Raw genomic sequence first — 25,751 nt, 5'->3', positions numbered from 1 at the left:
CTTAACTTCCTTTATTCACAACATACTGCTGTGATAAACCTCGTGCCATTTGATCTGCCTGCAAGATAGCCTCCAGATCATTTGCCGGCTGATTATCCATCTGATTCAGGACATGCTCAACCACTTGAGGAATTTGGGTAAACCTAATTTGCTGATGTAAAAATGCGTCAACTGCAATTTCATTGGCCGCATTTAAAATCGTGGGTGCAATCCCGCCGCTCTGCATCGCCTGACGCGCCAACTTTAATGCAGGAAACCGAATCACATCCGGTTCCTGAAAGTTAAGCTGCGAGTGCATAAACAGATCTAAGGGTGGTACATGCGTACTGATTCGCTCAGGCCATGCCAATGCATGTGCAATAGGTGTGCCCATATCCGGATTACCCATTTGTGCCAAAGTTGAACCATCTACATATTGAACCATGGAGTGAATAATACTCTGTGGATGCACCACGACTGTAACAAATTGTTCTTGAACTGCAAACAAATGACAGGCTTCGATCAATTCCAGACCTTTATTCATTAAAGTCGCTGAATCGACCGAAATTTTTTGGCCCATTGACCAGTTGGGATGCTTGCAGGCCTGTGCAGGCGTCACATCTTCAAGCTGTTGTAGACTATGATTGAGAAACGGCCCACCAGATGCAGTTAACAAAATTTGCGAGACACCCAGCTTGGGCTTGCCATGACGCTCTGCCTCAAAATAGTGCTGTGGTAAACACTGGAAAATCGCATTGTGTTCGGAATCCACCGGAAGCAACAATGCACCATGATCGCGTGCAGCCTGCATCATGAGGTCACCGGACATCACCAAAGCTTCTTTATTGGCCAGCAGTACGCGCTTGCCTGCTTTTACTGCAGCCAGTGTCGGCAACAATCCAGCAGCGCCGACAATGGCAGCCATGACAATATCGACATCCGCATGTTCAGCCACAGCAATTAAACCGGCTTCATCTTGCAGAATTTCAATATCAGCCAGACCATGTTGCTGAAGGAGTTTTGAAAACTCCTTCACTTTTGCCGCAGGCACCACCGCCACTTTAGGGCGGTATTGCTGGCAAATCTTGACCAGCTCATCAATACGACTTTGCGCGGTTACAGCAAAAACCGAGTACGCTTCAGGATGTCGCTGCAAGATTTTTAAAGTACTTTGACCAATAGAACCTGTAGCACCCAGTATACAAACCGCTTGTGACATTTATAAATCTACACCAATAAGTTTTAGAACAGCAATACCTGCCGCAAAGATTGGAGCTGCAGCAAGCAAAGAATCAATACGATCCAGCACCCCACCATGACCCGGTAAAATACGGCCCGAGTCTTTAATACCGGCACGTCGTTTGATCATGGATTCAAACAGATCTCCCAGTACTGAACTGAAGACCGTGATCACCGATAAGATCAGGAATAAAATAAGTTCTGGCCAGGTCATCTCCAGATAAAGCAAAGCAACTGCAATCACAATCAGCATTGAGGTGACCACACCACCATACAGCCCTTCTACAGATTTGTTTGGGCTGACATTTGGTGCAAGTTTTTTCCTACCGAATTTACGGCCAACAAAATACGCACCGCTGTCTGCGCCCCATACCAGTAAAAACAGGTACATCAACCACCACGGTGAACTTTGCCAAACCGAGAAAATTGCAGTGACGGCAGCAGAAATCAGCACTACACCAATGCCATTTAGGCTTGCGTTGTACCAGCCGTCATACTCAGGATAAGACTTGACCCAGTAAATACTGAGTAACCAGGTAATAATAGAAGCCACCCATAACAACAAAGCGACTTCAGCAAAATACAATGCCAATGCTGATAGAGCCGCGGTCAGCAACCCATATCCCCATGCAACGGGTTTGATGACATGTTTAAATTTTCGCGGCATGAGTTTGAACCACTCATAACCGGCCACCCCAGCAGCAAGAACCATCAATACAAACATTGGATAATGTGATTCGGTAGCAAACATACAGCTCAGTACAACTGCTACCAACACCAATGCGGTTATAATCCGCTCAAACATGTATTAATTCTCAAGTTTTTCCTGACGAATCTGTTCTGATGTTTTACCAAAACGACGTTCACGCCCACCAAATACGGCAAGTGCATCATCAAGTTCTTCAACGGTAAATTCTGGCCATAGCGTCTCAGTGAAATAAAGCTCTGCATAGGCTGCCTGCCACAACAGGAAATTCGACAGACGGAAATCTCCACCCGTACGAATCAGCAGATCAACTGCAGGTAAATCACCAAGGCTGACATATTGACCAAATACATCAGTATTAATTGCATCAAGATCTAATTTATTTGTTAAAACATCGCTGGCAATTCGCTGTGCAGCTTGTGCCATATCCCACATACCACCATAACTGATTGCAATAGTGAGTGTCATACTATTGAAATTAGCAGTCCTTTGTTCGGCATGCAACATAAGCCCCTGTAATTCTGGGGACAAACGGCTGCGATCACCGATAAAGCGTAAGGCAATATTGAATTTTTCCATGCGGGGTAATTGTTCATGAATGGTATCAACCAGCAACTTCATGAGCAATTCGACTTCAAACTGTGGACGATTCCAGTTTTCACTGGAAAAGGCAAATACAGTTAAAGCCTGGATATTTCTTTTTTTACAGTGTTCAACAATCGGATCCAGAACCGTTTTTCCTTCACGGTGTCCATCACCTTTCTGCATCTGATTTTTTTTGGCAAAACGATTGTTGCCATCCATAATGATGGCAACATGTTTCGGAAGACGGGGATTTTCTTCAGCAACGGTCATCGATGAATTAGACCTTCATCAATTCAGCTTCTTTCGCAGCCAAGCGCTTATCAACTTCAGCAACAAATTTGTCCGTAATTTTCTGGATTTCGTCAGCAGCACGACGCTCTTCGTCTTCAGAAATTTCTTTTTCTTTCAACAAAGCTTTGATATCACCCAATACATCACGGCGAATGTTACGGATCGCTACTTTGGCATTTTCTGCTTCATTACGCGCAACTTTTTGCATGTCACGACGCGTTTCTTCAGTTAACGCAGCCATCGGTACACGAATCGCATCTGCTGTAATTGGGTTCAGACCCAAATCAGATTCACGAATCGCTTTATCAATTGCAGAAACCATTGAACGTTCGAAAGGCTGGATTAACAAAGTACGTGAATCTTCAACACCTACGTTTGCCACCTGGTTCAATGGAACGTCTGAACCATAGTAAGAAACCATCACGTTATTTAAAATAGATGGATGCGCGCGACCGGTACGAACTTTTGCAAAACCATGCTCTAGAGATTCTAGAGTTTTGTTCATACGGTCTTCGCTGTCTTTTTTAAGATCGTTAATCATATGATCTTCCTTACTTAATTCTAAAAAAGTTAATTGCTAAATTAGCGCGTAGTATAAAGTGCTTTGGTGCTCACGTCATTAATTGGTAACGTGAGTCCCTTCTTTTTCGCCCATCACCACTGAAAGTAATGCGCCAGATTTATTCATATCGAATACTTGTAGTGGCACATTGTGGTCACGACATAAACAGATCGCAGTTAAGTCCATGACACCCAGTTTTTCATCCAGCACCTGATCAAAGGTTAAAGTGTCATATTTAACCGCATCGTCATATTTGCTTGGATCTTTGTTATATACGCCATCGACTTTAGTGGCTTTCAAAATCAAATCTGATTCGATTTCAATACCACGCAAACATGCTGCGGTATCTGTGGTAAAGAATGGATTACCTGTACCTGCCACGAATACACACACTTCACCCTGAGTCAGGTGACGGATCGCATCACGGCTCGAGTAAGACTCAACCACTGCACCAATTGGCAGTGCAGACATCAAACGGGTTTTAATATTACGGCGCACCAAAGCGTCGCGTAGTGCCAGACCGTTCATCACGGTTGCCAGCATACCCATCTGGTCGCCAGTGACCCGGCCAACCAGACCGTCTTTTTGCAGCTGGCTACCGCGGTACAGGTTACCACCACCAACCACGATACCTACTTGTACGCCTAAACCCACAAGGTGCGCAATAGAAAGCGACATCTGGTCGAGCACTTGTGCATCGATTCCCATGTCTTTATTGCCTGCCAGTGCTTCACCAGAAAGCTTTAACAGGATGCGACCAAAGCGTGGCTTTTTAGAATCCAACATCATCAAACTCCAAAGTATTCAATTTAAATTTTTTTAATTCAAAATCTTAAGCAGATTTGACTGAAATGAGTTTTGCATACAGATCGTACTCGTCTGCATCGGTAATCTCGACTTCAAGCAAATCCCCTGCCTTAATGACGCTTTTATCGATATCTTCAACAAAAACATTGCCATCAATTTCAGGTGCATCTGCATAAGAACGCGCAACTGCCACCGGGAATTCTTCTTCCAGGTCATCTACCAGCACGGTCATGGTCTGACCAATACGTTTTTGGAGTTTGGCTGCCGAGATTTCTTGCTGAACCTGCATGAAACGCTCATAACGCTCTTGTTTAATTTCTTCAGGAACGTGATCTGGCAAATCGTTTGCTGTCGCACCTTCAACTGGTGAATAGGTAAAGCAACCTACACGATCCAATTGAGCTTGTTTCAGCCAATCGAGCAGCATCTGGAAGTCTTCTTCGGTTTCACCCGGGAAGCCCACCACAAATGTTGAACGGATAACCAGATCAGGACATTTTTCACGCCAGATATTCAATCGCTCCAGTGTGTTTTCACTGTGCGCAGGACGTTTCATCAGCTTGAGAATTTTTGGACTCGCATGCTGAAATGGAATATCCAGATAAGGCAGGATTTTGCCTTGAGCCATCAGATCAATCACGGCATCGACATGCGGATATGGATAAACATAGTGCAAACGCACCCAGATTCCCAACTGACCGAGTGCTTCACACATGTCATAGAATTTGGTTTTCACCGGCTGGCCGTTCCAGAAATCCAGCTTGTATTTGGTGTCCAGACCGTAAGCAGAAGTATCCTGGGAGATAACGAGTACTTCTTTAACACCGGCACGTTTCAGCGCTGCGGCTTCTTCAAGCACAGAACCAACTGGACGGGAGACCAAATCACCACGCATGCTTGGAATAATACAGAAAGTACAACGATGGTTGCAGCCTTCCGATATTTTCAAATAGGCATAATGTTTAGGCGTTAGGCGGATGCCTTGCTCTGGAACTAAATCAATAAATGGATTGTGTTTTGGCGGTTCAGGCACGTATTGATGAACCGCATCCATAACATCTTTATATGCCGCTGCACCTGTCACTTTCAGGACATTTGGATGCATCTGGCGAATCTTGTCTTCGTCTTTACCTAGACAGCCTGTTACGATAACGCGACCATTCGCGCTCATCGCCTCACCAATCGCGTCTAGCGATTCTTGCACTGCGGATTCAATGAAACCACAGGTATTTACTACAACTAAATCAGCACCGTCATAATCCGAAGCGACGTCATAACCTTCAGTCTTTAACTGGGTTAAAATACGTTCAGAATCTACCAATGCCTTAGGACAACCTAAAGATACAAAACCGACTTTGGGGGACTTCATGAATTTTCGCTCTACTAGAATGCGCGTATTGTATGTCTTTTCGCATCATAAAAATAGTTGAAAACCTGACTCTTTGCATCATGCACTAAAATAACGCCATAAAATATACAACATATTTGCGCGCGCACCAAAATAGAACATTTTAGATTTACAGCCTCAATTTAATCCGCTATACCTAAGATGAATTGTGTCGCTGTGGCACATTTCTGCATTTCATCGCAATAAATAAGCTTTAGTCATAAAAGTTGGCGTGCATCTTGCATCAAATCAGAACTTAAAATTGATTAAATTGCTTTATGAAGATGCCATTGCGCCATTTTAATACAGGAAAAAAACCGCGAATGGATCAGCTTATTCCGATCGACTATCGTGTTTTAGTGGACAATATGACCACGTGTATCTTATTGGTAGACCGCGATCTTAATATTTATTATCTCAACTCTGCCTGCGAAGCCTTATTTGATGTGAGCTTATTTCGCGCCAGTGGAAGTCCGGCACTAGGTCTTCTGCAACATCCGACCGATGAGTTTAATACTGAAGAAGCGCTGAACAACACTTTAACTACAGGCCAACCTTATACGCGCCGTGAAGCCACACTGATTGTCAACTTTAAGGACATTCATGTCGATTACACCGTTTCTCAGCTAAATCTGGGTAAGCCCTATCACCCACTGTTGTTAATCGAGCTCAATCCTCGCGACCGCATGCTCAAAATTTCGCGTGAAGAAAACCTGATTCAGCAACATCAAGTGGCTCGCCAGCTGATTCGTGGTGTCGCGCACGAAATCAAGAATCCACTCGGCGGAATTCGGGGGGCAACACAACTTCTGGCTCGCAGTCTGAATGATCCACAATACAAAGAATTTACCGATATTATTATTAGTGAAGTCGATCGACTCCGAAATCTGGCCGACACCATGCTCGGTTCACGCCAACTGCCAAGCTATGAGCTGGTAAATGTACATGAGCCACTTGAGCGGGTGCGCTCACTCATCGCCAATCAAAGCAAAAAGAAAATCAAGATTATTCGGGATTATGACCTGTCCTTACCTGAAGTGCTGGCAGACCGTGATCAACTGATTCAGGTGATCTTGAATATTTGCGCCAATGCAGTACAGGCCATGACCGAGAACAAAGAGTTTTTTGTCGATCACCAGCCTGAACTGGTTTTAAGAACCCGGATTCAGCGCCTATTTACCATTAACGGGGCAATTCATCGCTCTGTGGTACGCATTGATATTGAAGACAATGGCCCTGGGGTCCCCGAAGACATTATCGAATCTGTGTTTTATCCACTGGTCACCAGTCGCGCCAAAGGTACCGGACTGGGTCTCAGTATTGCTCAAAATATTATTCATCAGCATAACGGCATGATTGAATGTCAGTCCGTGGCTGGAAAAACCGTGTTTAGCTTATATTTACCTTGGGAGTCGAATCATGTCGCGAAATAAAATATGGGTGATTGATGACGATCGTGCCATGCGCTGGGTACTGGAAAAAACCTTTAAAGAAGAAGGCTTGGACGTGACCAGCTTTGAAGAAGCACAATCCGCACTAGATCAACTCAGTGTTGATGCACCAGATGTGATTCTGACCGATATCCGTATGCCGGGGATTGATGGACTCACCTTCTTGGGTAAGGTCAAACACAATTATCCTGACCTGCCTGTGATTATTATGACGGCGCATTCAGACCTAGAGTCTGCTGTATCAAGTTATCAAACTGGTGCTTTTGAATATCTGCCAAAGCCTTTTGATATTGATGAAGCGCTGGCACTGGTCAATCGTGCGATTTTGCATATTACCAAGCTGCAACAACAAGAATCAGCAAAAGTTGCCCCGCCGATTCAATCGACTGAAATTATCGGTGAATCTCCCGCCATGCAGGAAGTGTTTCGCGCCATCGGCCGTTTAGCGCAATCGCATATTACTGTACTCATTAATGGTGAGTCCGGTACAGGGAAAGAATTGGTGGCACATGCCTTGCACCGCCATTCACCGCGTAGTGCAAAGCCCTTTATTGCCCTGAATATGGCAGCCATTCCCAAAGACCTGATCGAAACCGAACTTTTTGGTCACGAAAAAGGTGCATTTACCGGTGCCAATACCCAGCGTCAAGGTCGTTTTGAACAGGCCAACGGCGGCACGCTGTTTCTAGATGAAATTGGCGACATGCCTTTTGAAACCCAAACCCGTTTATTGCGTGTTTTGGCCGATGGCGAGTTTTATCGTGTCGGTGGTCATATTCCCGTCAAGGTTGATGTGCGGATTGTGGCTGCCACACATCAGGATCTGGAAAAACTGGTACATGACGGCCGTTTCCGTGAAGACTTGTATCACCGCCTGAATGTGATTCGGATTCACATTCCAAAACTGGCACATCGCAGTGAAGACATTCCGATGCTGGCGCAGCACTTCCTGGCACGTGCTGGTAAAGAACTCGGCGTTAATCCCAAAATTCTGCGTCCTGAAACCCAGGAATATATGCAAAAACTGCCGTGGCAAGGCAACGTACGCCAGCTTGAAAATACCTGTCGCTGGCTAACCGTGATGATCACGGGTCGTGAAGTCTATCCAGAAGACCTACCACCTGAGCTGAAACAAATCCCAATTCAAGATTTAGATTTAGGCTCACCAATTCCAAACTTAAACCAAGTGGGTCCACAGCACTGGGATGAATTGCTGGGTCAATGGGCCATGCAAAAACTCAAAAATGGCGAGATGAAACTTCTGGATGTTGCGACGCCGATGTTTGAACGCACCCTGATTAATGCTGCGCTACAACAAACCCGTGGTCGCAAACGTCATGCAGCTGAACTTTTGGGCTGGGGCCGTAATACACTAACCCGCAAGCTCAAAGAACTCGGTATGGATACGGCCGATGATGAGGTAGAAGAAGAAATCGAAAGTCCAAGCTAATCTATAAAAGCACCTTCGGGTGCTTTTTTATACTGAAATGAGTTAAACAGTTAAGCCGATATAACGCGAATAACCTGCTGCGCCCAAGTCTGACTTTAAGATCAGATAGTCTGAATAAGTACTGGCGGTAATTTCATCAAACATATTCACCTGATCGTCATTGGCATGCAGATCATCTACCGAACGCGGCATGCTGTGCTCAAATTCATCGGTCATATATTCAAAGCCAATATCCATGGCAATAAATAAAGTATGTTCACATGGCTGTACATATTGTTCTTCAGTCCAGTCAATAATGTTCTGCTGGCAATGTGGACAGGCAATATTATCGGCGGCCTGAATATCGAGTTCGATCAGTTGGTAAGGCATATAAAAATCAGTCTGTTTGCTATCCATCTATTTTAGCAAATTTTATCTGCCGATTTTACTCAATTAAAATATGAGCCATAACAAAGGAATCCGTAGATTCCTTTTTAGTAGCGAAAAAAGCACAAAATTGGCTTATTTATGAGCTGCCTTATAACGTGACAGTGCCGTGACCGCTACCGCTGATACAACCACCGCAGGTAAACTTGCCATAAGGATACCTGTAGTTCCCAAACCTAATGCCAAAATTTTTCCGGTTAATAACGGACCGGTCATGGCACCTAAACGGCCTAAAGAAATGGCGCTGCCCACGCCTGTAACTTTACCTGCACCTGAATAAAAAATCGGTGAGATGCCATACAGAATAGATTGACCACCTGTAGAAAAGATCCCACCCATCACCCCGGCTAAAATTAATAGCGGAATCGAAGTACTGGTGAACAACAAAACCAAGGCAACAAATAAGCCGCTGTAAATAAGGGTTGCCATTTGCCACAATTTTAAACGATCTAGCAAATAACCCAAACTCAAGGTTCCAATCACCGCACCCACCTGAAACACCAGCATCACCAGAAATGCCTGCTGTTTTTGCAAGCCTTGTTCCATTAGCAGATTAGGCAACCAGCTAATCAGAATATAGTTGATCATCAAGGTAAAAAAGAAACCCACCCAAAGCGGCACTGTATTTTTATACTGTTGCTGCTTGAACAAAACCTCGACCATGCCCGGTACAGCTTCGCCAGATCTTTTTTGCGCTACCGCTGCTGTAGACTGATCTTTAAGAATAAAGGTCATAAAAGGGAGAAGCGCTAAAGGCGTTAAACCACCAATTAAAAATAAAGTCTGCCATTGAATATCTGGAAGCAGCATAGCCAAACCGGCGACAAAAATAGCACCGACAGGCAGGCCACAATACATCAAGCTATTGAGCTTACCGCGATTGGCTTCAGTTGCTTCATCTCCAACCACGGAAATCATGGTCGGCATTGCAGCACCCAGACCCAAACCGGTCAAGAAACGCGCAGCATATAAAACCTCGATGCTCGGTGCAATTGCAGTCAGCGACATGAACACACCAAAAATAGCCACAGACAACATCAGGACTTTCTTTTGTCCCAAATAATCCGCGATACGTCCGCCAAAGAATGCACCAAAGAGCATTCCAAAGACGCCCAGACTAAACACATAGCCCATCTGAACCTGATCTAAAGCAAAGCTTGCCGCAATTCCTTTTGCTGCAATTCCAGGAGCCTGAAGATCGAAACCCTCAAAAAATGCCACCCAAAAGCACAAGAAAATCGTCAATATTTTTCGTAATTTTTCACTATAAGGCTTTATCATGATTGATCTCCATCAATAACCTATAAATCGTTTGATAGCCTGACGATCCTATTTCCCCTATTCTTATCCTAATCTGGTCAGAGAAATACCACGACAATAGTCGGATTTAAGTCCATCAACTCTACTTAATACCCTTTCCATTAGACCTAAAAGCTAAAATTTATAGACTTTTTACATCTTAATAATTTTTATTATCTTTATAAATAAGACACTTAGTTAAATAGTAGTTATTTATAATTGAATGATAGCCGAGACTTATACAAAAACATCAGCCGATAAAAAGCCCGCATTGCGCGGGCTTTTTCACACTGTATTCTTAAGCAGATTTTTTCGTTTGTGCATTCTTACGAATCGTAATCATCACCAATTGAACAGCCGCAGGCGTCACACCCGGAATACGGCTGGCTTGCGCCAATGTTTCAGGACGTACATCCTTCAGTTTCAACGTGATTTCACGCGACAGACCCGACACGATATCATAATCGAAGTCGCCTGGAATACGGGTTTCCTCAAGACGTTTCATTTGTGCCACATCTTCATGCTGACGGTTGATATAACCCGCATATTTCACTGCGATTTCAATCTGATCACCGACCTGCGCAGATACATCAGAACCGGTTAACTCGGCAATTTGTGCAAATGAAATATTTGGACGTTTCAAAAGATCGATCGCTGAACATTCTTTAGATAAATCTGCGCCAGTCATCTCAACGAATTTCTTGCCCATTGGATTGTTTGGCGCCGCCCAAAGATGCTGCAAACGACCGGTTTCTTTTTCAACTGCTTCCATTTTTTCGCAGTAAACCGCCCAACGTGCATCATCGACCAGACCCAATTCACGACCGATCGTAGTTAAACGCTGGTCGGCATTGTCTTCACGTAACATCAAACGATATTCAGCACGTGAGGTAAACATACGGTACGGTTCTTTGGTGCCTAACGTAATCAGGTCATCTACCAATACACCCATATAGGCTTCATCGCGTTTTGGTGTCCACTGCTCTTGATCCCAGGCACGACGTGCAGCATTTAAACCTGCCAGCAAACCTTGTGCACCTGCTTCTTCATAACCAGTGGTTCCATTAATTTGACCAGCGAAATACAGGTTATTAATCGCTTTGGTTTCAAGGGTAAATTTCAACGCTTGCGGGTTGAAATAGTCGTACTCAATGGCGTAGCCCGGACGCAAAATATGCGCATTTTCCATACCACGGATTGAGCGAACCAACTCAAACTGCACATCAAATGGCAATGAAGTTGAAATACCATTTGGATAAAGCTCATGCGTATCCAGACCTTCCGGTTCCAAGAATACTTGATGCGAGTCTTTATCGGCAAAACGGTGAATCTTATCTTCAATTGATGGGCAATAACGCGGCCCCACACCTTCAATTTTACCAGTATACATCGGTGAGCGATCTAGACCACCGCGAATAATCTCATGCGTACGTTCATTGGTATGCGTGATATAGCAGTTCACCTGTTCCGGATGCATAGACGCATCGCCCATAAACGACATGGTTGGAGATGGGAAATCACCCGGCTGCGGTGTCATTACAGAAAAGTCGACCGAACGTGCATCGATACGCGGTGGTGTACCGGTTTTTAAACGCCCCACAGGTAAATTCAATTCGCGCAAACGTGCTGCCAATGAAATCGACGGCGGATCACCGGCTCGACCACCACTGGATTTTTCCAGACCAACGTGAATTACGCCACCCAGGAATGTACCCGCAGTCAACACCACAGTTTTGGCATCAAAACGAATACCCATTTGGGTAACCACACCTTTGACGGTATCGCCTTCAACAATCAGGTCATCAGCCGCTTGCTGGAAAATATCCAAGTTCGCCTGATTCTCTAAGGTTTCACGAATTGCCGCTTTAAAACGGACACGGTCTGCCTGCGCACGTGTTGCACGAACTGCTGCACCTTTACGCGAGTTCAAAATACGGAACTGAATACCGCCTTTGTCGGCAGCCAGCGCCATTGCACCGCCCAAGGCATCAATTTCACGCACCAAGTGCGATTTACCAATACCACCGATGGCCGGGTTACAGCTCATCTGCCCTAAAGTCTCAATGTTATGAGTTAAGAGTAAAGTCTGTCGACCCATACGCGCTGCAGCCAGAGCTGCTTCTGTACCGGCGTGACCGCCACCGATAACAATGACATCGTATACTTTAGGATAATGCATAGTGGTAATTGAGAGATAAAAAAGGATAGCTGAGTATTATAGCAAATTTCATTCTAAAGTAGACAGATTCAGTCGAATTTATCCTGAGATAAAAAATGAATCATCTTGTACAAGAATCAAGCACTGTAATTTAACTTTGCAGAGGGACTATATAAATTAAACATATAAGTTCAGAAAATTACTCGATTTACACTGTTTAATTTTGAGTATTTTTTAAGCTATATACTGCTTACATTACAAACAAAGGTATAACTGATGAATAAGAATATTTTTCTCTCAACTGTTCTGTGTGGTTTATGTTTTGCGCCATTTGCAGCCTCAGCAAATGATAAGGTCGAAACCACTTATAATGCGCAAAAGTATCAACAGGTTTGTAAAGGCAAAACCCAAGGTGCACAAGTCAGTTTTGCCCATCGAGGCATTATCTGGAATGGAACCTGTGAGCCACAGTTTTTCGCTTCATCAAAAAATGCTTCAATCAAAGGTGATGAAGCTGAACTCATGAGTACCTGTAGTGGCAATAGTAGCGCGACCACCGCCACCATTAATGGAACCGAAGTCAAAGGTAAATGTGCTTTAGGCTTTATGCCGCCACGCCCTCAGGGACAATCCCAAATGCACAGTCAGCCAATGCAACCACAAATGAGCCAGCCGCAAATGCAGCAACCAATGAATGACCAACAGACTCCGCCTGATGCGCAAATGCAAACTCAGCCAGGCATGTAAGCTGTCATAGCTCTAAATAGCTTACATTTCAAGTAAAAGCTTTGACGGGCAAAGTGAATACATTTTGCCCGTTTTATATTGCTTATTTATTCAGCTCCGCTACACTTAAAATCTATCTAAAAATCAATAATAAAAAGGATTTTTCATGGATTCGGGGTTTTTTAACTTTTTTTTGCCTATTACATTGGCAATCATGATGATGGGGCTGGGACTCGAATTAAAAATCAAGGATTTCCTGCGCTTAAGCCGCTATCCTAAAGTCATTTTTATTGCCCTATTTACACAGCTCGTGCTGTTGACCAGTATTGCTTTCTTTATTTGCCTGATTCTGGACTTAGCTCCTTTACTCGCAGTAGGTTTAATGCTTCTGGCCGCTTCACCAGGAGGCCCAACCGCCAACCTGTTTAGCTATCTGTATAAAGGCGATGTCGCACTGAATATCACCCTGACTGCCATCAATACCATCATTTCTATTTTCACCCTGCCCTTTATTATCAATCTCTCATTACAATACTTTATGAGTCACGACTCGACTGTGACATTTCCAGTTGAAAAAATGATACAGGTGTTTTTAATTACCCTGATCCCCGTGATCATCGGGATGCTGCTTCGAGCCAAATTTCCACATTTATCCATTACCGTCAGCAAATCGATGCGCTTCGTTTCAATTAGTTTTTTAAGCATACTCTTGATATTTGCCGTTTTTAGAGATCGTTTTAATCTCTTTGAATATTTTTCCAGTATTGGTTTAGCTACTGTGATTTTATGTTTTTCCAGCCTGTTTATTGGTTATTGCATTCCGCTACTGATGGGTATTCCAGAAAAAATGGCACGGGCCTGTACCTTTGAAATCGGCATTCATAATACGGCGATTGCGATCACCATTGCGATTTCGGTCTTAGGCAATGTCACCATGGCGATTCCGGCCGGCATTTACACCATTGTCATGTATAGTTTTGCGACTATTTTCGGGGTGATGATGAGTCGCCAATATATCGCTTATCGCCATAAAAATCGTTTATCGGATTTGTAATTTATTTGGCTGAGTCTGCGATAAAGCTGTATGCTTTTCCCAAGAAAAGCAAAAGTATTAAAATAATTTTTAACAAGGAGCATGACAGATGGATTCTGGCATTATTACGATTTTACTGCCGCTTGCGCTCGCAATTATTATGGTGGGTTTAGGTCTCGAACTTACCCTCAAAGATTTCGCCCGGGTCACCCAACATCCTAAAGCTGTTTTAGTCGCATTATTTTGTCAACTGGTCTTATTGGTCGGTATTGCATTTATCCTGTGTAAAGTTCTGGCCCTACCCCCACTTCTTGCCGTGGGTCTGATGCTGTTAGCCGCCTCACCCGGCGGCAGTACGGCCAATCTGTTTAGCTATCTTTTCAAAGGTGATCTGGCACTCAACATCACCCTGACTGCGATTAATTCAGTGATTGCAGCCTTAACTTTACCGTTGATCGTTAATTTTTCGATTATGCATTTCATGCAGGACAGCCAGCAGATCACGCTCCAGCTTGGCAAAATTCTTCAGGTGTTTGGCATCATTATTATTCCTGTCGCGATTGGTATGCTGATTCGACATCATGCACCACGCCTGACTGAAAAACTGAATAGACCGCTGCGTATTTTTGCAGTCATATTCTTGATTCTGATTATTGTCGGGGCCATCTATAGTGAACGCACCAATATTGCCGAATATCTGACTCAGGTCGGTGTCGCCACGGCATTGTTCTGTATTTTCAGCCTGACCATCGGCTATTTTGTCCCCCGCTTAATGAATATAGATACCGCTCAGGCACGGGCCAGTGCCTTTGAAATCGGCATTCACAACAGCACATTAGCCATGACCATTGCCCTGACCGTGATGTCCAGCACTGCTGTGGCCATGCCTGCCGCGGTTTATTCAATCTTCATGTATATTTTTGCTGCCATTTTTGGTCTACTGCTTAACCGCTTTGCACCATTAGACAGAACACCTCTTCTCTCTAAGGTTTCATAAGTCTTTATAGAGCTTTATAGAGCTTTATACAGGGTGCTTCGGCATCCTTTTTATTTTGGGTATGCATCAAGAAGATAGCAGCGTTGTGTCTGAACTTCCGTTACAATAGCTTTTTGAAAAATGTATAAAGGTTATTTCTGTGAAGTGGTTACAAATTCATATTACGGTTGAACAAGCTCAGGTCGATTATACTGAGACATTACTCAGCTCACTAGGCGCAGTGAGTGTGACCCTGGATGATGCTGAAAACCAGGATTTGCTGGAACCACTTCCAGGCGAAACACCACTCTGGAATAAAGTGATTGTGACTGGTATTTATGCACAGGAAGAAGGCGAAGAAATTGACGTTGCTGCACTAGAAACCTTTATTGGTGCGCAAATGCCAGAAGCGCCGATCAAGTACGAATTCATTGAAGATCAGGCTTGGGAACGCACCTGGATGGATGCGTATGAGCCAATCCAGATTGCTGAAAAATACTGGATTGTACCGGAATGGATGCAAGCACCTGAAGCCGATGCAGTCAATATCAAGCTTGATCCGGGTCTGGCATTCGGTACAGGGAACCACGCCTCTACATTCTTGTGCTTACAATGGCTCGGCAAAATTGACGTTAAAGACAAAATCGTCATCGATTATGGCTGTGGTTCAGGCATTCTCGCGGTAGCTGCCCTGCTCTTAGGTGCTAAAAAAGCATATGCCACTGATATTGACCCACAAGCAGTTCTGGCCACCCAGCAAAATGCTGAACTGAATGGTGTACTGGACAAACTTTATGTCGGCCTGCCAGAAGAATTTAGAGATGAACTCGGCACTACCAAGGCTGACGTATTTGTTGCCAATATTTTGGCTGCGCCACTAATGATGTTGGCTCCTGAGTTCGCAACTTTAATTAAATCTGAGGGACAGTTCGCACTTGCCGGAGTTATCGAAGAGCAAGTTGCTGATGTTACTAGCATTTACTCAAATTATTTTGATATATTAGACGTAGAAAAACGAGACGAGCACTGGTGCCGTATCTCGGGTAAACGCCATAAGAATGAATGAGTCTACAAATAGTTTATGAGTGACAAACGAACCCATTGCCCTACCTGTTCCACCACCTACAAGGTCACAGTTGCTCAACTCACCATTGCGCAGGGTATGGTTTGCTGTCCCAAATGTACCACTTCATTTAATGCCTTATCGCATCTGGTGGCCGAAGCCCAAAACTCGGTCACTACCTCAGCGTCTCAGGATCAAACCTATTCTCGATATAACCCGCCTGTATATGGTCGCGATCAACAGCAAAATACGCACAGTCTTTTATATATTTTCGATCAGAAAGTTGAACATTCAAATATCGATCTGGAAACCTATTTAAACAATCTGAACTATTTCAGTACCGAACCTATCTCGGTACTGCCGAGCATGAACTGGGAAGATCAGGCAGAAAAACAGATATACCGTGGGCCAATGTATTATATTGGCTGGAGCATCTTGAACCTGATGCTATTTGGCGTATTGCTGTTCCAGTTTTTCTGGTTTAATCCGCAATACATCAAAAATAGTCATATCATGAGTCTGGCCTTTAACAATGTATGCGAGGTGTTTAATTGTTCCAATCTGGAAAAATACTACACGCTGATTCAGGTCAATAAAGTCAAGATCAAGGCAACCAGTCACAAGAAAACTGAATTTAGCGGTGAGCTGATCAACTTCCATGACCGTAGCCTGGCTTTACCGATTTTAAAAATCAATCTGGAACAGCGCGGTGAAGTTGTTGCGACTTATAACCTGTCTGCCAAAGAGTATCTGATTGAAAGTCTGGTCAATATTGAACGTATCCCGAAAAACAGTCCATTTAAATTCAAATTTGAGCTTCCTGTCGATCGTAAAAGCTTTGATCGCTATAGTTTGGAAATAATTCGCCCTTAATCTGAATAGAAAGCATTAAAAAATTAAAAAAAGTTAAAAAAAATGCAGTTTTCTTGCTCACTTTTGCTTAGACAATGGTATGATACGCGCCACGAAAGCTATGTGCTGCAACTCCTCGCTACTTTTTCACAACAAATACAGTCTTGCCTAATGCGCTATAAAATTTATTGCGTATCGTGCAGATTTTTTTGTTTTGATTTTGGTCAGTAACAAAACTTTAACTATTGTTACGCTTATTTTTCGACCAAAACGTTGAGATGTGTCAAGCTATTGGCTCAATGCAATGATTAAGTTTTAGAACTCCAGTTTTAGGATCTAAAGCGGAGTTCATTTCAATTTTAGACCACTTTTTATATCGCTTTACCCAAGCGATATTTGTTTTTCGGATTAATTCGCATGAATAGCAAATCTCCTATTTTTACTGCACAATCTGATGTTGCTTTACGTATCCACGTAGATCGCGCAGTTCGCCATTATTTTGCGCAACTACAGGGCGAGCAACCATCTCAGGTATACGACATGGTGCTAGCAGAAATGGAGAAACCTCTTCTATCTGTAGTTCTAGAATATACACGTGGTAACCAAACACGTGCTGCCGAGATTCTCGGACTCAACCGTGGTACTTTACGTAAAAAGTTAAAAGCTCACGGTTTAATGAGTGAATAAATGATAAAATGCTTGCGGCTTCCGCAGGCATTTTTTTTAACCTGTAAATTGCTGATTTTGTTTTATTCTGTTCCTTAAAAACTGTGACGAAGATCATGACTATTAAACGCGCTTTAATCTCTGTGTCTGACAAGACTGGTATTGTTGAATTTGCACAAGAACTTGCTGCTCTAGGGGTAGAAATTTTATCTACAGGTGGTACCTACAAATTGTTGAAAGACAATAGTGTCGCTGTAGTAGAAGTTTCAGAGCATACTGGTTTCCCAGAGATGATGGACGGCCGTGTAAAAACGCTACATCCTAAAATTCATGGTGGTATTCTGGCTCGTCGTGGTCTAGACGAAGCTGTGATGGCTGAACACAACATTGATGCTATTGATTTAGTCGTTGTAAACCTCTATCCATTTGCTGCAACTGTAGCAAAACCAAACTGTTCACTGGCTGATGCGATCGAAAACATCGACATTGGTGGCCCTACCATGGTTCGCGCTGCGGCAAAAAACCATGCATCTGTAGGCATCGTGGTGAATGCTTCTGACTATGCCACTGTTGTAGCTGAGCTTAAAGCTGAAGGCGCTTTATCGCATGCGACTCGTTTCGACCTTGCAGTAAAAGCATTTGAACATACTGCACAATATGACGGCATGATCGCATCTTACCTTGGCGCTCGCGTAGGCAAACAAGAAGGTGAAGCGGACAAGTTTGCACGTACCTTCAATACACAATTGAACAAAGTTCAAGATCTTCGTTACGGTGAAAACCCGCACCAGTCTGCTGCGTTCTACGTTGAAGACACAGCGACAGAAGCATCTGTTTCTACTGCGAAACAGCTTCAAGGTAAAGAACTCTCTTATAACAACATTGCAGACACAGACGCTGCACTTGAATGTGTTAAATCTTTTGCGAAACCTGCTTGTGTAATCGTTAAGCACGCAAACCCATGTGGCGTTGCAGTGTCTTTAGACGGCATTCAAGCGGCTTATGACCTTGCGTATGCAACAGATCCCGAATCTGCATTTGGCGGCATCATTGCATTCAACCGTGAATTAGACGTTGCAACTGCACAAGCGATTGTTGAGCGTCAATTCGTTGAAGTGATCATTGCACCAAGTATTGCTGATGGCGTACTTGAAGTGACTGGTGCGAAGAAAAACGTACGTGTTTTAGTTTGCGGTGAACTTCCAGCAATCGATGCACGTCAATCACAACTTGACTACAAACGCGTGAATGGCGGCTTGTTAGTACAAGATCAAGACTTGGGCATGATTACTAAAGATGATCTTAAAGTGGTGACCAAGCGTGCTCCGACTGAACAAGAAATTGATGACATGATCTTTGCCTGGAAAGTCGCAAAATACGTGAAATCTAATGCGATTGTTTATGCGAAAAACCGTCAAACCATTGGTGTTGGCGCAGGTCAAATGAGCCGTGTTAACTCTGCTCGTATTGCTGCAATTAAAGCTGAACATGCTGGCTTGGTCGTTGAGGGTGCAGTTATGGCGTCTGATGCATTCTTCCCATTCCGGGATGGTATTGATAACGCCGCTAAAGCGGGTATCAAATGTATTATCCAGCCGGGTGGTTCTATGCGTGACGAAGAAACCATTGCGGCTGCTGACGAAGCAGGTATTGCGATGGTGTTCACTGGCATGCGTCATTTCCGTCACTAATTGATTCAAAGTCGTATTTATTAATCCCCCTAAATCCCCCTTTGTAAAAAGGGGGACTTTTCACAAATAAAGGGACATTTTTATTCGTGAAGCCCTTCTTTTTTACAGGGTGAGAAGCATGGCTTCGCAAGGTGGGATTCTATTCTTTTGAGGGATTTTTAGATGAATATTTTAGTTTTGGGTAATGGCGGTCGTGAACATGCACTTGCATGGAAAATCGCACAAGACGATAAAGTTGCAAAAGTCTTTGTTGCTCCGGGCAACGCAGGTACAGCCACTGAAAATAAATGTGAAAACGTAAATTTAAGTATTTTAGACAATGCTGCGATTATCGATTTCGCAAAAAACAATGCCGTTGAGCTTGTCATTGTCGGCCCAGAAGCTCCATTGGTAAACGGTGTCGTTGATGCTTGCCGTGAAGCGGGTGTAAAAATTTGGGGTCCAACTCAATTTGCTGCGCAGCTTGAAGGCTCTAAAGCTTTCGCGAAACATTTCTTAAAACGCCACAACATTCCAACTGCGTTTTACGATGTATTTACAGAAGTAGATGCTGCGAAAGCATTTGTTGAAAAAAATGGTGCGCCGATCGTCATTAAGGCCGACGGTCTTGCTGCGGGCAAAGGCGTGATCGTTGCCATGACCAATCAAGAAGCATTTGATGCGATCGATGACATGCTTGCAGGCAACAAATTTGGCGATGCAGGTTCTCGCGTTGTAATTGAAGAATTCCTTGCAGGCGAAGAAGCATCTTTCATTTGTATGATTGATGGCGACAACATCTTACCTATGGCGACTTCACAAGATCACAAACGTATCTTTGAAGGCGACCAAGGTCCAAACACGGGTGGTATGGGTGCTTACTCGCCTGCGCCTGTTGTGACTGCGGATGTATTTGAAAAAACCATGAATGAAGTGATGCGTCCTACCGTTGAAGGTATGAAAAAAGACGGTCACGTTTATACTGGTTTCTTGTACGCTGGCTTGATGATTGATGAACAAGGTCAACCGAAAGTGATCGAGTTCAACTGTCGTTTTGGCGACCCTGAAACTCAACCCATCATGATGCGTTTAAAATCATCTTTAGTGGATTTGGTTCAAGCAGGCTTAGACGGTAATTTACCGAAAGAAGCTGAATGGGATGAGCGCAAGACTGTCGGTATCGTACTGGCATCAAAAGGCTACCCAGAAACATCAAGCAATGGTGATGTGATTTCTGGTTTAGACACTGAAATGACTGATGCAAAAGTTTTCCATGCCGGTACGAAAGCCAATGAAAATGGCGAGATTGTGACTGCGGGTGGTCGTGTACTTTGCGTAACTGCGCTTGGTAATACGATTGGTGAAGCACAAGCCAAAGCTTTGGAACTTTGCAAAAAAGTGACATTCGACGGCGTTCAATATCGTAAAGATATCGGTTACCGTGCCATTGCACGTGAAAATGCTTAATCTTAATTTTGATTAAGTAAAAACCCCGCTGAGTGCGGGGTTTTTTTAATACATTTATTTCATCAGAGATACTAATTCTTTCCATTCATCAAAATTATTATTATGTGAATTATTCCAATTGATTTCTTGTCCAATTTTTATTTCTCTCATACCTATATTTTTATAATCCGTAGCAGACTCTAGAAGTTCGGGCAATTGTTCCCATAACGTAATAACTACTTCACGATTTGGCTGTCTTCCTCTATGTGCTAAATTATTACGAGATTTTCGAGCGCATTCTAGTATTTTATAATTTTGCCTTGTGATAACTTTAGCCAACCTCAAAAGCTTATGTTTTGTAGCAATATGCTTTAAATAATTACTTTCTTTGTAATTTGCATGACACTTTTGCACTCGTCTTGGATAATTATCTTTATGCCTAATATAAATTTGCTTCCATAAAATTTCTGTAAGTTGTTCAACAACAATCCAAAGATTATTTAAAGCATCATTAATATTTTGATTGATTAACGATGTATAACCATTTAAAAGAAAAAATGGCGTGAAAGTAGGTATAGATTCAAGAATTTCTCGCCCATCCATATAAGCTTTTTGCAAATCATTTAAATGTAAAACTCTTGGAACCATCAATGGCTGAAACCTATCTGCAATAGATGCCCAATTGAATCTCAATTGATTATAAAGCGATGGTGCATAACAAAATAAGTGCGTTTTTTCATGTAAAGTCCCTACTGTTAACTCATGTGTATGCAATACTTCTGTATGAATTCCACCTAATAAAAAACGACAGAGAATTTCATTTAACTTAGTAATACCATCAACTCTCTTTGAAAATTTTTCACTTTGAGGTATTGCTATTCCACCATCATAGCTGATCAATACATCTAAATTATCCTCTAAAGAAAGTATTCCTATTACTTTAGATAATTGCATTCCATCATAAGAATTGTTATTGATTTGATCTAATGAGAACTGAAACTGTGGTTGTTTATCACTCACTATTGCTGAATAGGGTTTTAAATGTACCATCCAAGCAGGATTGTATGATGGTACGCTAGAAGTAGGCTCTATATAATCAATTGGCGCATCTGTTCTCTCAATCCAACCACCATCATACCAAACTGATGTTTCTGTTGGTCTTGTTTTAATATTTTTAGTTAGTGTCTTAGGAGTATTACGATTATCAGAAAGAAAGGGATCATAATCATCTTCAAAAGCATAAATCTGACCTGTTTCCTTATCCTGATAATTCTTCACAAATACATCTCTGTTATAATTAATTCGTCAATAATAGTGTAATACCACGATGCCATCCATAAGCATTCAGCCCCCTAGCCTGATCCTCCGCCAATGGAAAGACTCCGACACCGACCCATTTATCCAAATGTGCACAGACGATGAAGTTATGTGCTATTTCCCAAAGAAGCTGAATCGAGATAACACCCTGATGTCTAGAACAGCGCAACGCTACTTTGATTCCATCAATAAATCATATATATCCATTTTTATGATTTAGATTGGATAAAATCTTATAAAGCTCACTATTTAAACAACCCCCTAAAAACCATACCCCTAATATAAATAAAATATTGTTTTAATTAATATTTTTATAAAACAACTTGGTTTTTTATTCAACTAAAGAGCTAAACAAGGCTTTGCTATCCAGTATATCGAATATAGATTTATTGCTATGATATCGACAATCCCAGAATGCTCAAACTACTTCATGTGCTTATAAACTATCTATTTTTCTCTCCAAAATAGATCATTTACAATCAGGTTTGTGGCATTTCTGACTTGATCGCGTTCACCAGAACAATTGCTGTAGGCTTGGATCTTTTAGTTTAAGGCCAGCACCAACAACGATCAGGACACATACTTAGATCGTATAAAAATCTTATTTAACACGATTTAAAAATTCTTATACTCTAGGCAAGATTAAAATTAGGAAAATTTCATGAAAAAATTACTTGGCGTTTTATTGAGTGCCTCTGTATTAACTTTGACTGGGTGTGGCAAACAAGAAGCGCCTGCCAATGATGCAGCACAAGCCAAAGATGCGAATGGCCTTCAAACCGTAACCATGGCATCGACCGGTTCAGATGCAGATGTATGGCGCTATATCGCCACATTACCTGAAACCAAAGCAGCCGGCATTAAACTTGATGTGAAAAATTTCACTGACTATGTGTCAATGAACACAGCCGTTGCCAATAAAGAAATCGATGTCAATGCATTCCAGTCATATGCCTATATGGTTGCGTATAACGATGCCAATACAGCAAAAATTGCACCATTGTCTACCACCTATTTAGAACCAATGGGAATTTACTCAAGCAAAGTAAAATCTTTGAATGAGTTTAAAACAGGTGCAACCATTGCCATTCCAAACGACGGTGCAAATGAATCACGCGCGTTATTACTTTTACAATCGGCAGGTCTGGTCAAATTAAAAGCTGGCTTTGACAATGTAAAAGGCACAACAGCTGATGTGGCTGAAAATGCAAAACAAATCGTGATTAAGCCTATTCAAATGGCAACTGCAGTACGTGTAAAAGATGAAGTTGATGCAATTGTGCTAGGCAATACGCTGGCAATGGAAGGCGGTTTAAACGTATTAAAAGATGCGGTTTACTATGAGCCAATTGATCAAAGCACAAAAATGAATGTAAACGTATTAGCGGTTGCAGCAGATCGTCAAACGGATCCTGTACTGCAAAAAGTAGGTGCCTTGTATCATACGCCAGCAGTTCAAGCGTATGTCGATGAAAATTTTGGTGGCACTAAAGTTGCAGTAAACAAGCCGGTGACGTATTTAACTGAATCAAAATAGTACTATAATAGTCTTTTAGAACAGGCAAGGACGATTTCTTGCCTGTTTTTTTATCCGTGATGCAGTTTTTGACACTATGATTGAATTTAAAGATATTTCAAAACAGTATGAGCTTAAGGGTCAAACCTTGCATGCCTTGAATCAGATTAATCTATCGATTCCAACCGGCAGTATTTTTGGCATCATCGGTTATAGTGGTGCCGGTAAAAGTACCCTCATCCGTCTGATTAATTTACTTGAGCGTCCAAGCTCAGGTCAGATTATCATTAATGGAACAGATTTTACCGCACTCGATGCCAAAACATTGCGTCAAGAACGTGCCAATATCGGCATGATTTTCCAGCATTTTAATTTAATGCAAACCAAAACCGTGGCGGCCAATATCGAAATGCCTATGAAGCTTCTGGGCTGGAGCAAGGCTGAACGGGAAAAACGCCTCGAAGAATTATTAGATTTTATTGACCTGAAACATAAACGGCAGGCTTTTCCGGATGAATTGTCTGGTGGTCAAAAACAGCGCGTCGGGATTGCCCGTGCCCTTGCCAACCATCCCAAGATTTTACTTTGTGATGAAGCGACTTCGGCACTCGATCCACAAACCACCAAATCAGTTCTGCAATTACTCAAAAAAATCAATCAAGAGCAAGGTATTACCATTGTCATGGTCACTCATGAAATGGATGTAATTGAAACCGTCTGTGATTATGTCGCTGTGATGGAAAAAGGTGATGTGATTGAAACCGGCAGCACGCTACAGATCTTCAGTCAGCCGCAACACCCGACCACCAAAAATTTTATTCAAACCGTGCTTCAGCAACATTTGCCGGTCAATATTCTGAATAATCTGGAAAACCAGAATCATCACAGTATTTATTGTTTAAAATTCCTTGGCAGCTCGGCTCAGGAAACGGTGATTCAGGCCGTGATTAAACAGTTTGATATCAGTTTAAATATCCTGTTTGCCAACATGACCGAAATTAATGGTTCGGTGATTGGTCAGATGTTTATTCAGCTCCTGGGTGATTCCGCAGAGATTAGCGCTGCAGTGCAATATCTGAAAGATAACGGCGTACAGGTAGATCAAGCAGGAGTACAGGCATGAGAGATTTAATTGTACAGTGGCTGACGACAATTACTGCGCCGTTCTGGAAAAGCTCGCTGTCGATGGATCAATTTGTGACAGCGCTGCAAGAAACCTTTCATATGGTGTTCTTCGCAATGCTGTTTGGCTGTATCTGGGGTTTTATTCAGGCAATTACTTTAGTGGTGACGCGTCCTAACGGCATCTTGCAAAATCGTGTGATTTATCACGGTCTCAATCCGATTGTCAATGCGTTACGTTCACTACCATTTATTATTCTACTGATTGCCGTTATTCCGCTGACCAAGTTTTTGGTCGGCACTTCAATTGGTACTTGGGCCGCAATTGTACCACTGACTATTTATGTCGGCCCTTATATTGGTCGCTTGGTTGAAACCTCATTACTGGAAGTGAATGAAGGCATTATTGAATCTGCGCAAGCGATGGGTGCAACCCCAATGCAGATTATCTTCAAGTTTGTCTTACCTGAAGCACGTAGTTCACTGATTCTGAACCTGACCACTGCCACCATCAGCTTGATTGGTGCAACAGCAATGGCGGGTGCTGTCGGTGCCGGCGGTATCGGTGATCTGGCCATTTCTTACGGTTATCAGCGTTTCGATACCTCTGTGGTGATCATGACGGTGATTGTGTTATTGATTTTGGTACAGATTGTACAAAGTCTGGGGGACTGGTTGTCCCGACTTCGTTAATCTAGTTTTTATTGTTTTTAATACTTACGAACCCTTTCTCATTATTTCAAAGTAAAGTCCTGCAACTATTTGATACGTGCCATGGCGACAGGAAGTCGCCCGTTGATCTGTGGTACTGGGATGTACCATCAGATCAACAAAGGGGTTTTGTTACTTTTGCCCCGTCAAAAGTAAGGCACAAATATTACAAAGTTAAAATTGAAGTAAAAATAACGAAATTCTATTTTTCAAATAATGTCATGAATAAACTTACTAATATTTAAAATTCTTCTTTTACTTTTGAAAGCACTGCTATGCAAGGTAACAAAAATCTTCTGTTGGCTTGATGATA

23 protein-coding genes and 1 pseudogene are annotated in these 25,751 nt (G+C 42.7%); 14 read left to right on the top strand and 10 right to left on the bottom strand.

Going from position 1 to position 25,751, the window contains the following annotated elements; genetic code table 11:
• Window position 1 precedes the first annotated feature (1 nt).
• The 6 genes from ispC to rimO all read right to left on the bottom strand — a co-directional run bounded on the left by ispC (window position 2) and on the right by rimO (window position 5,538).
• Complete coding sequence (ispC, locus tag LOZ91_RS10360; RefSeq protein WP_159515858.1) at window positions 2-1,198, bottom strand: 1-deoxy-D-xylulose-5-phosphate reductoisomerase; 1,197 nt, start codon at window positions 1,196-1,198, stop codon at window positions 2-4.
• Window positions 1,199-2,023: a phosphatidate cytidylyltransferase gene (locus LOZ91_RS10355; RefSeq protein ID WP_244783138.1), complete on the bottom strand. Its 825-nt coding sequence runs from the start codon at window positions 2,021-2,023 to the stop codon at window positions 1,199-1,201.
• A 3-nt stretch (window positions 2,024-2,026) separates the two neighbouring features.
• Window positions 2,027-2,779 (bottom strand): polyprenyl diphosphate synthase, encoded by a 753-nt coding sequence (uppS, locus tag LOZ91_RS10350; RefSeq protein ID WP_244783137.1) that lies wholly within the window; start codon window positions 2,777-2,779, stop codon window positions 2,027-2,029.
• 7 nt (window positions 2,780-2,786) lie between these two features.
• Window positions 2,787-3,341 (bottom strand): ribosome recycling factor, encoded by a 555-nt coding sequence (gene frr / locus LOZ91_RS10345; protein ID WP_004279885.1) that lies wholly within the window; start codon window positions 3,339-3,341, stop codon window positions 2,787-2,789.
• Between the two features lie 78 nt (window positions 3,342-3,419).
• On the bottom strand, window positions 3,420-4,148 hold the full coding sequence (gene pyrH, locus LOZ91_RS10340) for a UMP kinase (protein ID WP_004279886.1): 729 nt from the start codon (window positions 4,146-4,148) through the stop codon (window positions 3,420-3,422).
• 46 nt (window positions 4,149-4,194) lie between these two features.
• Entirely contained in the window at window positions 4,195-5,538 is a 1,344-nt protein-coding gene (gene rimO / locus LOZ91_RS10335) for a 30S ribosomal protein S12 methylthiotransferase RimO (RefSeq protein ID WP_005096703.1), read from the bottom strand.
• A gap of 341 nt (window positions 5,539-5,879) precedes the next feature.
• Between rimO and glnL the strand changes: the two genes are divergently transcribed.
• Window positions 5,880-6,989: a nitrogen regulation protein NR(II) gene (gene glnL / locus LOZ91_RS10330; RefSeq protein ID WP_005096702.1), complete on the top strand. Its 1,110-nt coding sequence runs from the start codon at window positions 5,880-5,882 to the stop codon at window positions 6,987-6,989.
• Window positions 6,976-8,457, top strand: coding sequence for a nitrogen regulation protein NR(I) (gene glnG, locus LOZ91_RS10325; protein WP_005096701.1), 1,482 nt, complete (start codon window positions 6,976-6,978; stop codon window positions 8,455-8,457). The genes glnL and glnG overlap by 14 nt, the downstream gene beginning before the upstream one ends.
• Window positions 8,458-8,499: 42 nt before the next feature.
• On the opposite strand, the gene LOZ91_RS10320 is transcribed toward glnG, so the two are convergent.
• From LOZ91_RS10320 to mnmG, 3 genes are all read right to left on the bottom strand, one after another.
• Window positions 8,500-8,826, bottom strand: a complete 327-nt coding sequence (locus LOZ91_RS10320) for a hypothetical protein (RefSeq protein ID WP_100535160.1) — start codon at window positions 8,824-8,826, stop codon at window positions 8,500-8,502.
• A gap of 132 nt (window positions 8,827-8,958) precedes the next feature.
• Window positions 8,959-10,164 (bottom strand): 3-(3-hydroxy-phenyl)propionate transporter MhpT, encoded by a 1,206-nt coding sequence (gene mhpT, locus LOZ91_RS10315; protein WP_244783136.1) that lies wholly within the window; start codon window positions 10,162-10,164, stop codon window positions 8,959-8,961.
• Window positions 10,165-10,480: 316 nt separating this feature from the next.
• Window positions 10,481-12,361, bottom strand: coding sequence for a tRNA uridine-5-carboxymethylaminomethyl(34) synthesis enzyme MnmG (mnmG, locus tag LOZ91_RS10310; protein WP_244783135.1), 1,881 nt, complete (start codon window positions 12,359-12,361; stop codon window positions 10,481-10,483).
• 255 nt (window positions 12,362-12,616) lie between these two features.
• On the opposite strand from mnmG, the gene LOZ91_RS10305 reads away from it, so the two are divergent.
• The 8 genes from LOZ91_RS10305 to purD all read left to right on the top strand — a co-directional run bounded on the left by LOZ91_RS10305 (window position 12,617) and on the right by purD (window position 20,793).
• Window positions 12,617-13,087, top strand: coding sequence for a hypothetical protein (locus LOZ91_RS10305; protein ID WP_005171252.1), 471 nt, complete (start codon window positions 12,617-12,619; stop codon window positions 13,085-13,087).
• Between the two features lie 145 nt (window positions 13,088-13,232).
• Complete coding sequence (locus tag LOZ91_RS10300; RefSeq protein ID WP_159515861.1) at window positions 13,233-14,120, top strand: bile acid:sodium symporter family protein; 888 nt, start codon at window positions 13,233-13,235, stop codon at window positions 14,118-14,120.
• 88 nt (window positions 14,121-14,208) lie between these two features.
• Window positions 14,209-15,096 (top strand): bile acid:sodium symporter family protein, encoded by an 888-nt coding sequence (locus LOZ91_RS10295; protein WP_005096694.1) that lies wholly within the window; start codon window positions 14,209-14,211, stop codon window positions 15,094-15,096.
• Window positions 15,097-15,235: 139 nt separating this feature from the next.
• The gene (prmA, locus tag LOZ91_RS10290; RefSeq protein WP_005171256.1) at window positions 15,236-16,141 is read left to right on the top strand and encodes a 50S ribosomal protein L11 methyltransferase; all 906 of its coding nucleotides are present in this window, start codon (window positions 15,236-15,238) and stop codon (window positions 16,139-16,141) included.
• Window positions 16,142-16,156: 15 nt separating this feature from the next.
• Window positions 16,157-17,011: a DUF3426 domain-containing protein gene (locus tag LOZ91_RS10285; RefSeq protein ID WP_005171257.1), complete on the top strand. Its 855-nt coding sequence runs from the start codon at window positions 16,157-16,159 to the stop codon at window positions 17,009-17,011.
• 396 nt (window positions 17,012-17,407) lie between these two features.
• Window positions 17,408-17,677 carry a DNA-binding transcriptional regulator Fis gene (fis, locus tag LOZ91_RS10280; protein ID WP_001086304.1) on the top strand — a complete coding sequence of 90 codons (270 nt, stop codon included), beginning with the start codon at window positions 17,408-17,410 and terminating at the stop codon, window positions 17,675-17,677.
• 95 nt (window positions 17,678-17,772) lie between these two features.
• Window positions 17,773-19,347, top strand: coding sequence for a bifunctional phosphoribosylaminoimidazolecarboxamide formyltransferase/IMP cyclohydrolase (gene purH, locus LOZ91_RS10275; RefSeq protein WP_225552672.1), 1,575 nt, complete (start codon window positions 17,773-17,775; stop codon window positions 19,345-19,347).
• A 162-nt stretch (window positions 19,348-19,509) separates the two neighbouring features.
• Entirely contained in the window at window positions 19,510-20,793 is a 1,284-nt protein-coding gene (gene purD / locus LOZ91_RS10270; RefSeq protein WP_180050266.1) for a phosphoribosylamine--glycine ligase, read from the top strand.
• 54 nt (window positions 20,794-20,847) lie between these two features.
• Here purD and LOZ91_RS10265 read toward each other — a convergent pair whose 3' ends face one another.
• The gene (locus LOZ91_RS10265) at window positions 20,848-22,050 is read right to left on the bottom strand and encodes a hypothetical protein (protein WP_244783134.1); all 1,203 of its coding nucleotides are present in this window, start codon (window positions 22,048-22,050) and stop codon (window positions 20,848-20,850) included.
• 49 nt (window positions 22,051-22,099) lie between these two features.
• Here LOZ91_RS10265 and LOZ91_RS10260 point away from each other — a divergent pair.
• From LOZ91_RS10260 to LOZ91_RS10245, 4 genes and pseudogenes are all read left to right on the top strand, one after another.
• Window positions 22,100-22,225, top strand: a pseudogene (locus LOZ91_RS10260) (GNAT family N-acetyltransferase); the annotation flags it as partial.
• A gap of 525 nt (window positions 22,226-22,750) precedes the next feature.
• A complete protein-coding gene (locus LOZ91_RS10255) occupies window positions 22,751-23,626 on the top strand; it encodes a MetQ/NlpA family ABC transporter substrate-binding protein (RefSeq protein ID WP_159515866.1) in 876 nt (291 codons plus the stop codon).
• A gap of 76 nt (window positions 23,627-23,702) precedes the next feature.
• Window positions 23,703-24,728: an ATP-binding cassette domain-containing protein gene (locus LOZ91_RS10250; protein WP_005171261.1), complete on the top strand. Its 1,026-nt coding sequence runs from the start codon at window positions 23,703-23,705 to the stop codon at window positions 24,726-24,728.
• Window positions 24,725-25,420, top strand: a complete 696-nt coding sequence (locus tag LOZ91_RS10245) for a methionine ABC transporter permease (RefSeq protein ID WP_005096687.1) — start codon at window positions 24,725-24,727, stop codon at window positions 25,418-25,420. Before LOZ91_RS10250 ends, LOZ91_RS10245 begins: the two co-directional genes overlap by 4 nt.
• Window positions 25,421-25,751: the final 331 nt, after the last annotated feature.

The sequence above is a fragment of the Acinetobacter sp. F-1 genome, from assembly GCF_022869025.1.
Taxonomy (GTDB): Bacteria; Pseudomonadota; Gammaproteobacteria; order Pseudomonadales; family Moraxellaceae; genus Acinetobacter; species Acinetobacter pseudolwoffii.
Note: the sequence above shows the minus strand (reverse complement) of the source record. Positions and strands in the feature narration are given on the sequence as shown.

Bases quoted from the DNA above. Each gene is read 5' to 3' on its own strand.
- ispC (WP_159515858.1), bottom strand. From the start codon at position 1,198: ATGTCACAAGCGGTTTGTATACTGGGTGCTACAGGTTCTATTGGTCAA.
- LOZ91_RS10355 (WP_244783138.1), bottom strand. From the start codon at position 2,023: ATGTTTGAGCGGATTATAACCGCATTGGTGTTGGTAGCAGTTGTACTG.
- uppS (WP_244783137.1), bottom strand. From the start codon at position 2,779: ATGACCGTTGCTGAAGAAAATCCCCGTCTTCCGAAACATGTTGCCATC.
- frr (WP_004279885.1), bottom strand. From the start codon at position 3,341: ATGATTAACGATCTTAAAAAAGACAGCGAAGACCGTATGAACAAAACT.
- pyrH (WP_004279886.1), bottom strand. From the start codon at position 4,148: ATGTTGGATTCTAAAAAGCCACGCTTTGGTCGCATCCTGTTAAAGCTT.
- rimO (WP_005096703.1), bottom strand. From the start codon at position 5,538: ATGAAGTCCCCCAAAGTCGGTTTTGTATCTTTAGGTTGTCCTAAGGCA.
- glnL (WP_005096702.1), top strand. From the start codon at position 5,880: ATGGATCAGCTTATTCCGATCGACTATCGTGTTTTAGTGGACAATATG.
- glnG (WP_005096701.1), top strand. From the start codon at position 6,976: ATGTCGCGAAATAAAATATGGGTGATTGATGACGATCGTGCCATGCGC.
- LOZ91_RS10320 (WP_100535160.1), bottom strand. From the start codon at position 8,826: ATGCCTTACCAACTGATCGAACTCGATATTCAGGCCGCCGATAATATT.
- mhpT (WP_244783136.1), bottom strand. From the start codon at position 10,164: ATGATAAAGCCTTATAGTGAAAAATTACGAAAAATATTGACGATTTTC.
- mnmG (WP_244783135.1), bottom strand. From the start codon at position 12,361: ATGCATTATCCTAAAGTATACGATGTCATTGTTATCGGTGGCGGTCAC.
- LOZ91_RS10305 (WP_005171252.1), top strand. From the start codon at position 12,617: ATGAATAAGAATATTTTTCTCTCAACTGTTCTGTGTGGTTTATGTTTT.
- LOZ91_RS10300 (WP_159515861.1), top strand. From the start codon at position 13,233: ATGGATTCGGGGTTTTTTAACTTTTTTTTGCCTATTACATTGGCAATC.
- LOZ91_RS10295 (WP_005096694.1), top strand. From the start codon at position 14,209: ATGGATTCTGGCATTATTACGATTTTACTGCCGCTTGCGCTCGCAATT.
- LOZ91_RS10285 (WP_005171257.1), top strand. From the start codon at position 16,157: ATGAGTGACAAACGAACCCATTGCCCTACCTGTTCCACCACCTACAAG.
- fis (WP_001086304.1), top strand. From the start codon at position 17,408: ATGAATAGCAAATCTCCTATTTTTACTGCACAATCTGATGTTGCTTTA.
- purH (WP_225552672.1), top strand. From the start codon at position 17,773: ATGACTATTAAACGCGCTTTAATCTCTGTGTCTGACAAGACTGGTATT.
- purD (WP_180050266.1), top strand. From the start codon at position 19,510: ATGAATATTTTAGTTTTGGGTAATGGCGGTCGTGAACATGCACTTGCA.
- LOZ91_RS10255 (WP_159515866.1), top strand. From the start codon at position 22,751: ATGAAAAAATTACTTGGCGTTTTATTGAGTGCCTCTGTATTAACTTTG.
- LOZ91_RS10250 (WP_005171261.1), top strand. From the start codon at position 23,703: ATGATTGAATTTAAAGATATTTCAAAACAGTATGAGCTTAAGGGTCAA.
- LOZ91_RS10245 (WP_005096687.1), top strand. From the start codon at position 24,725: ATGAGAGATTTAATTGTACAGTGGCTGACGACAATTACTGCGCCGTTC.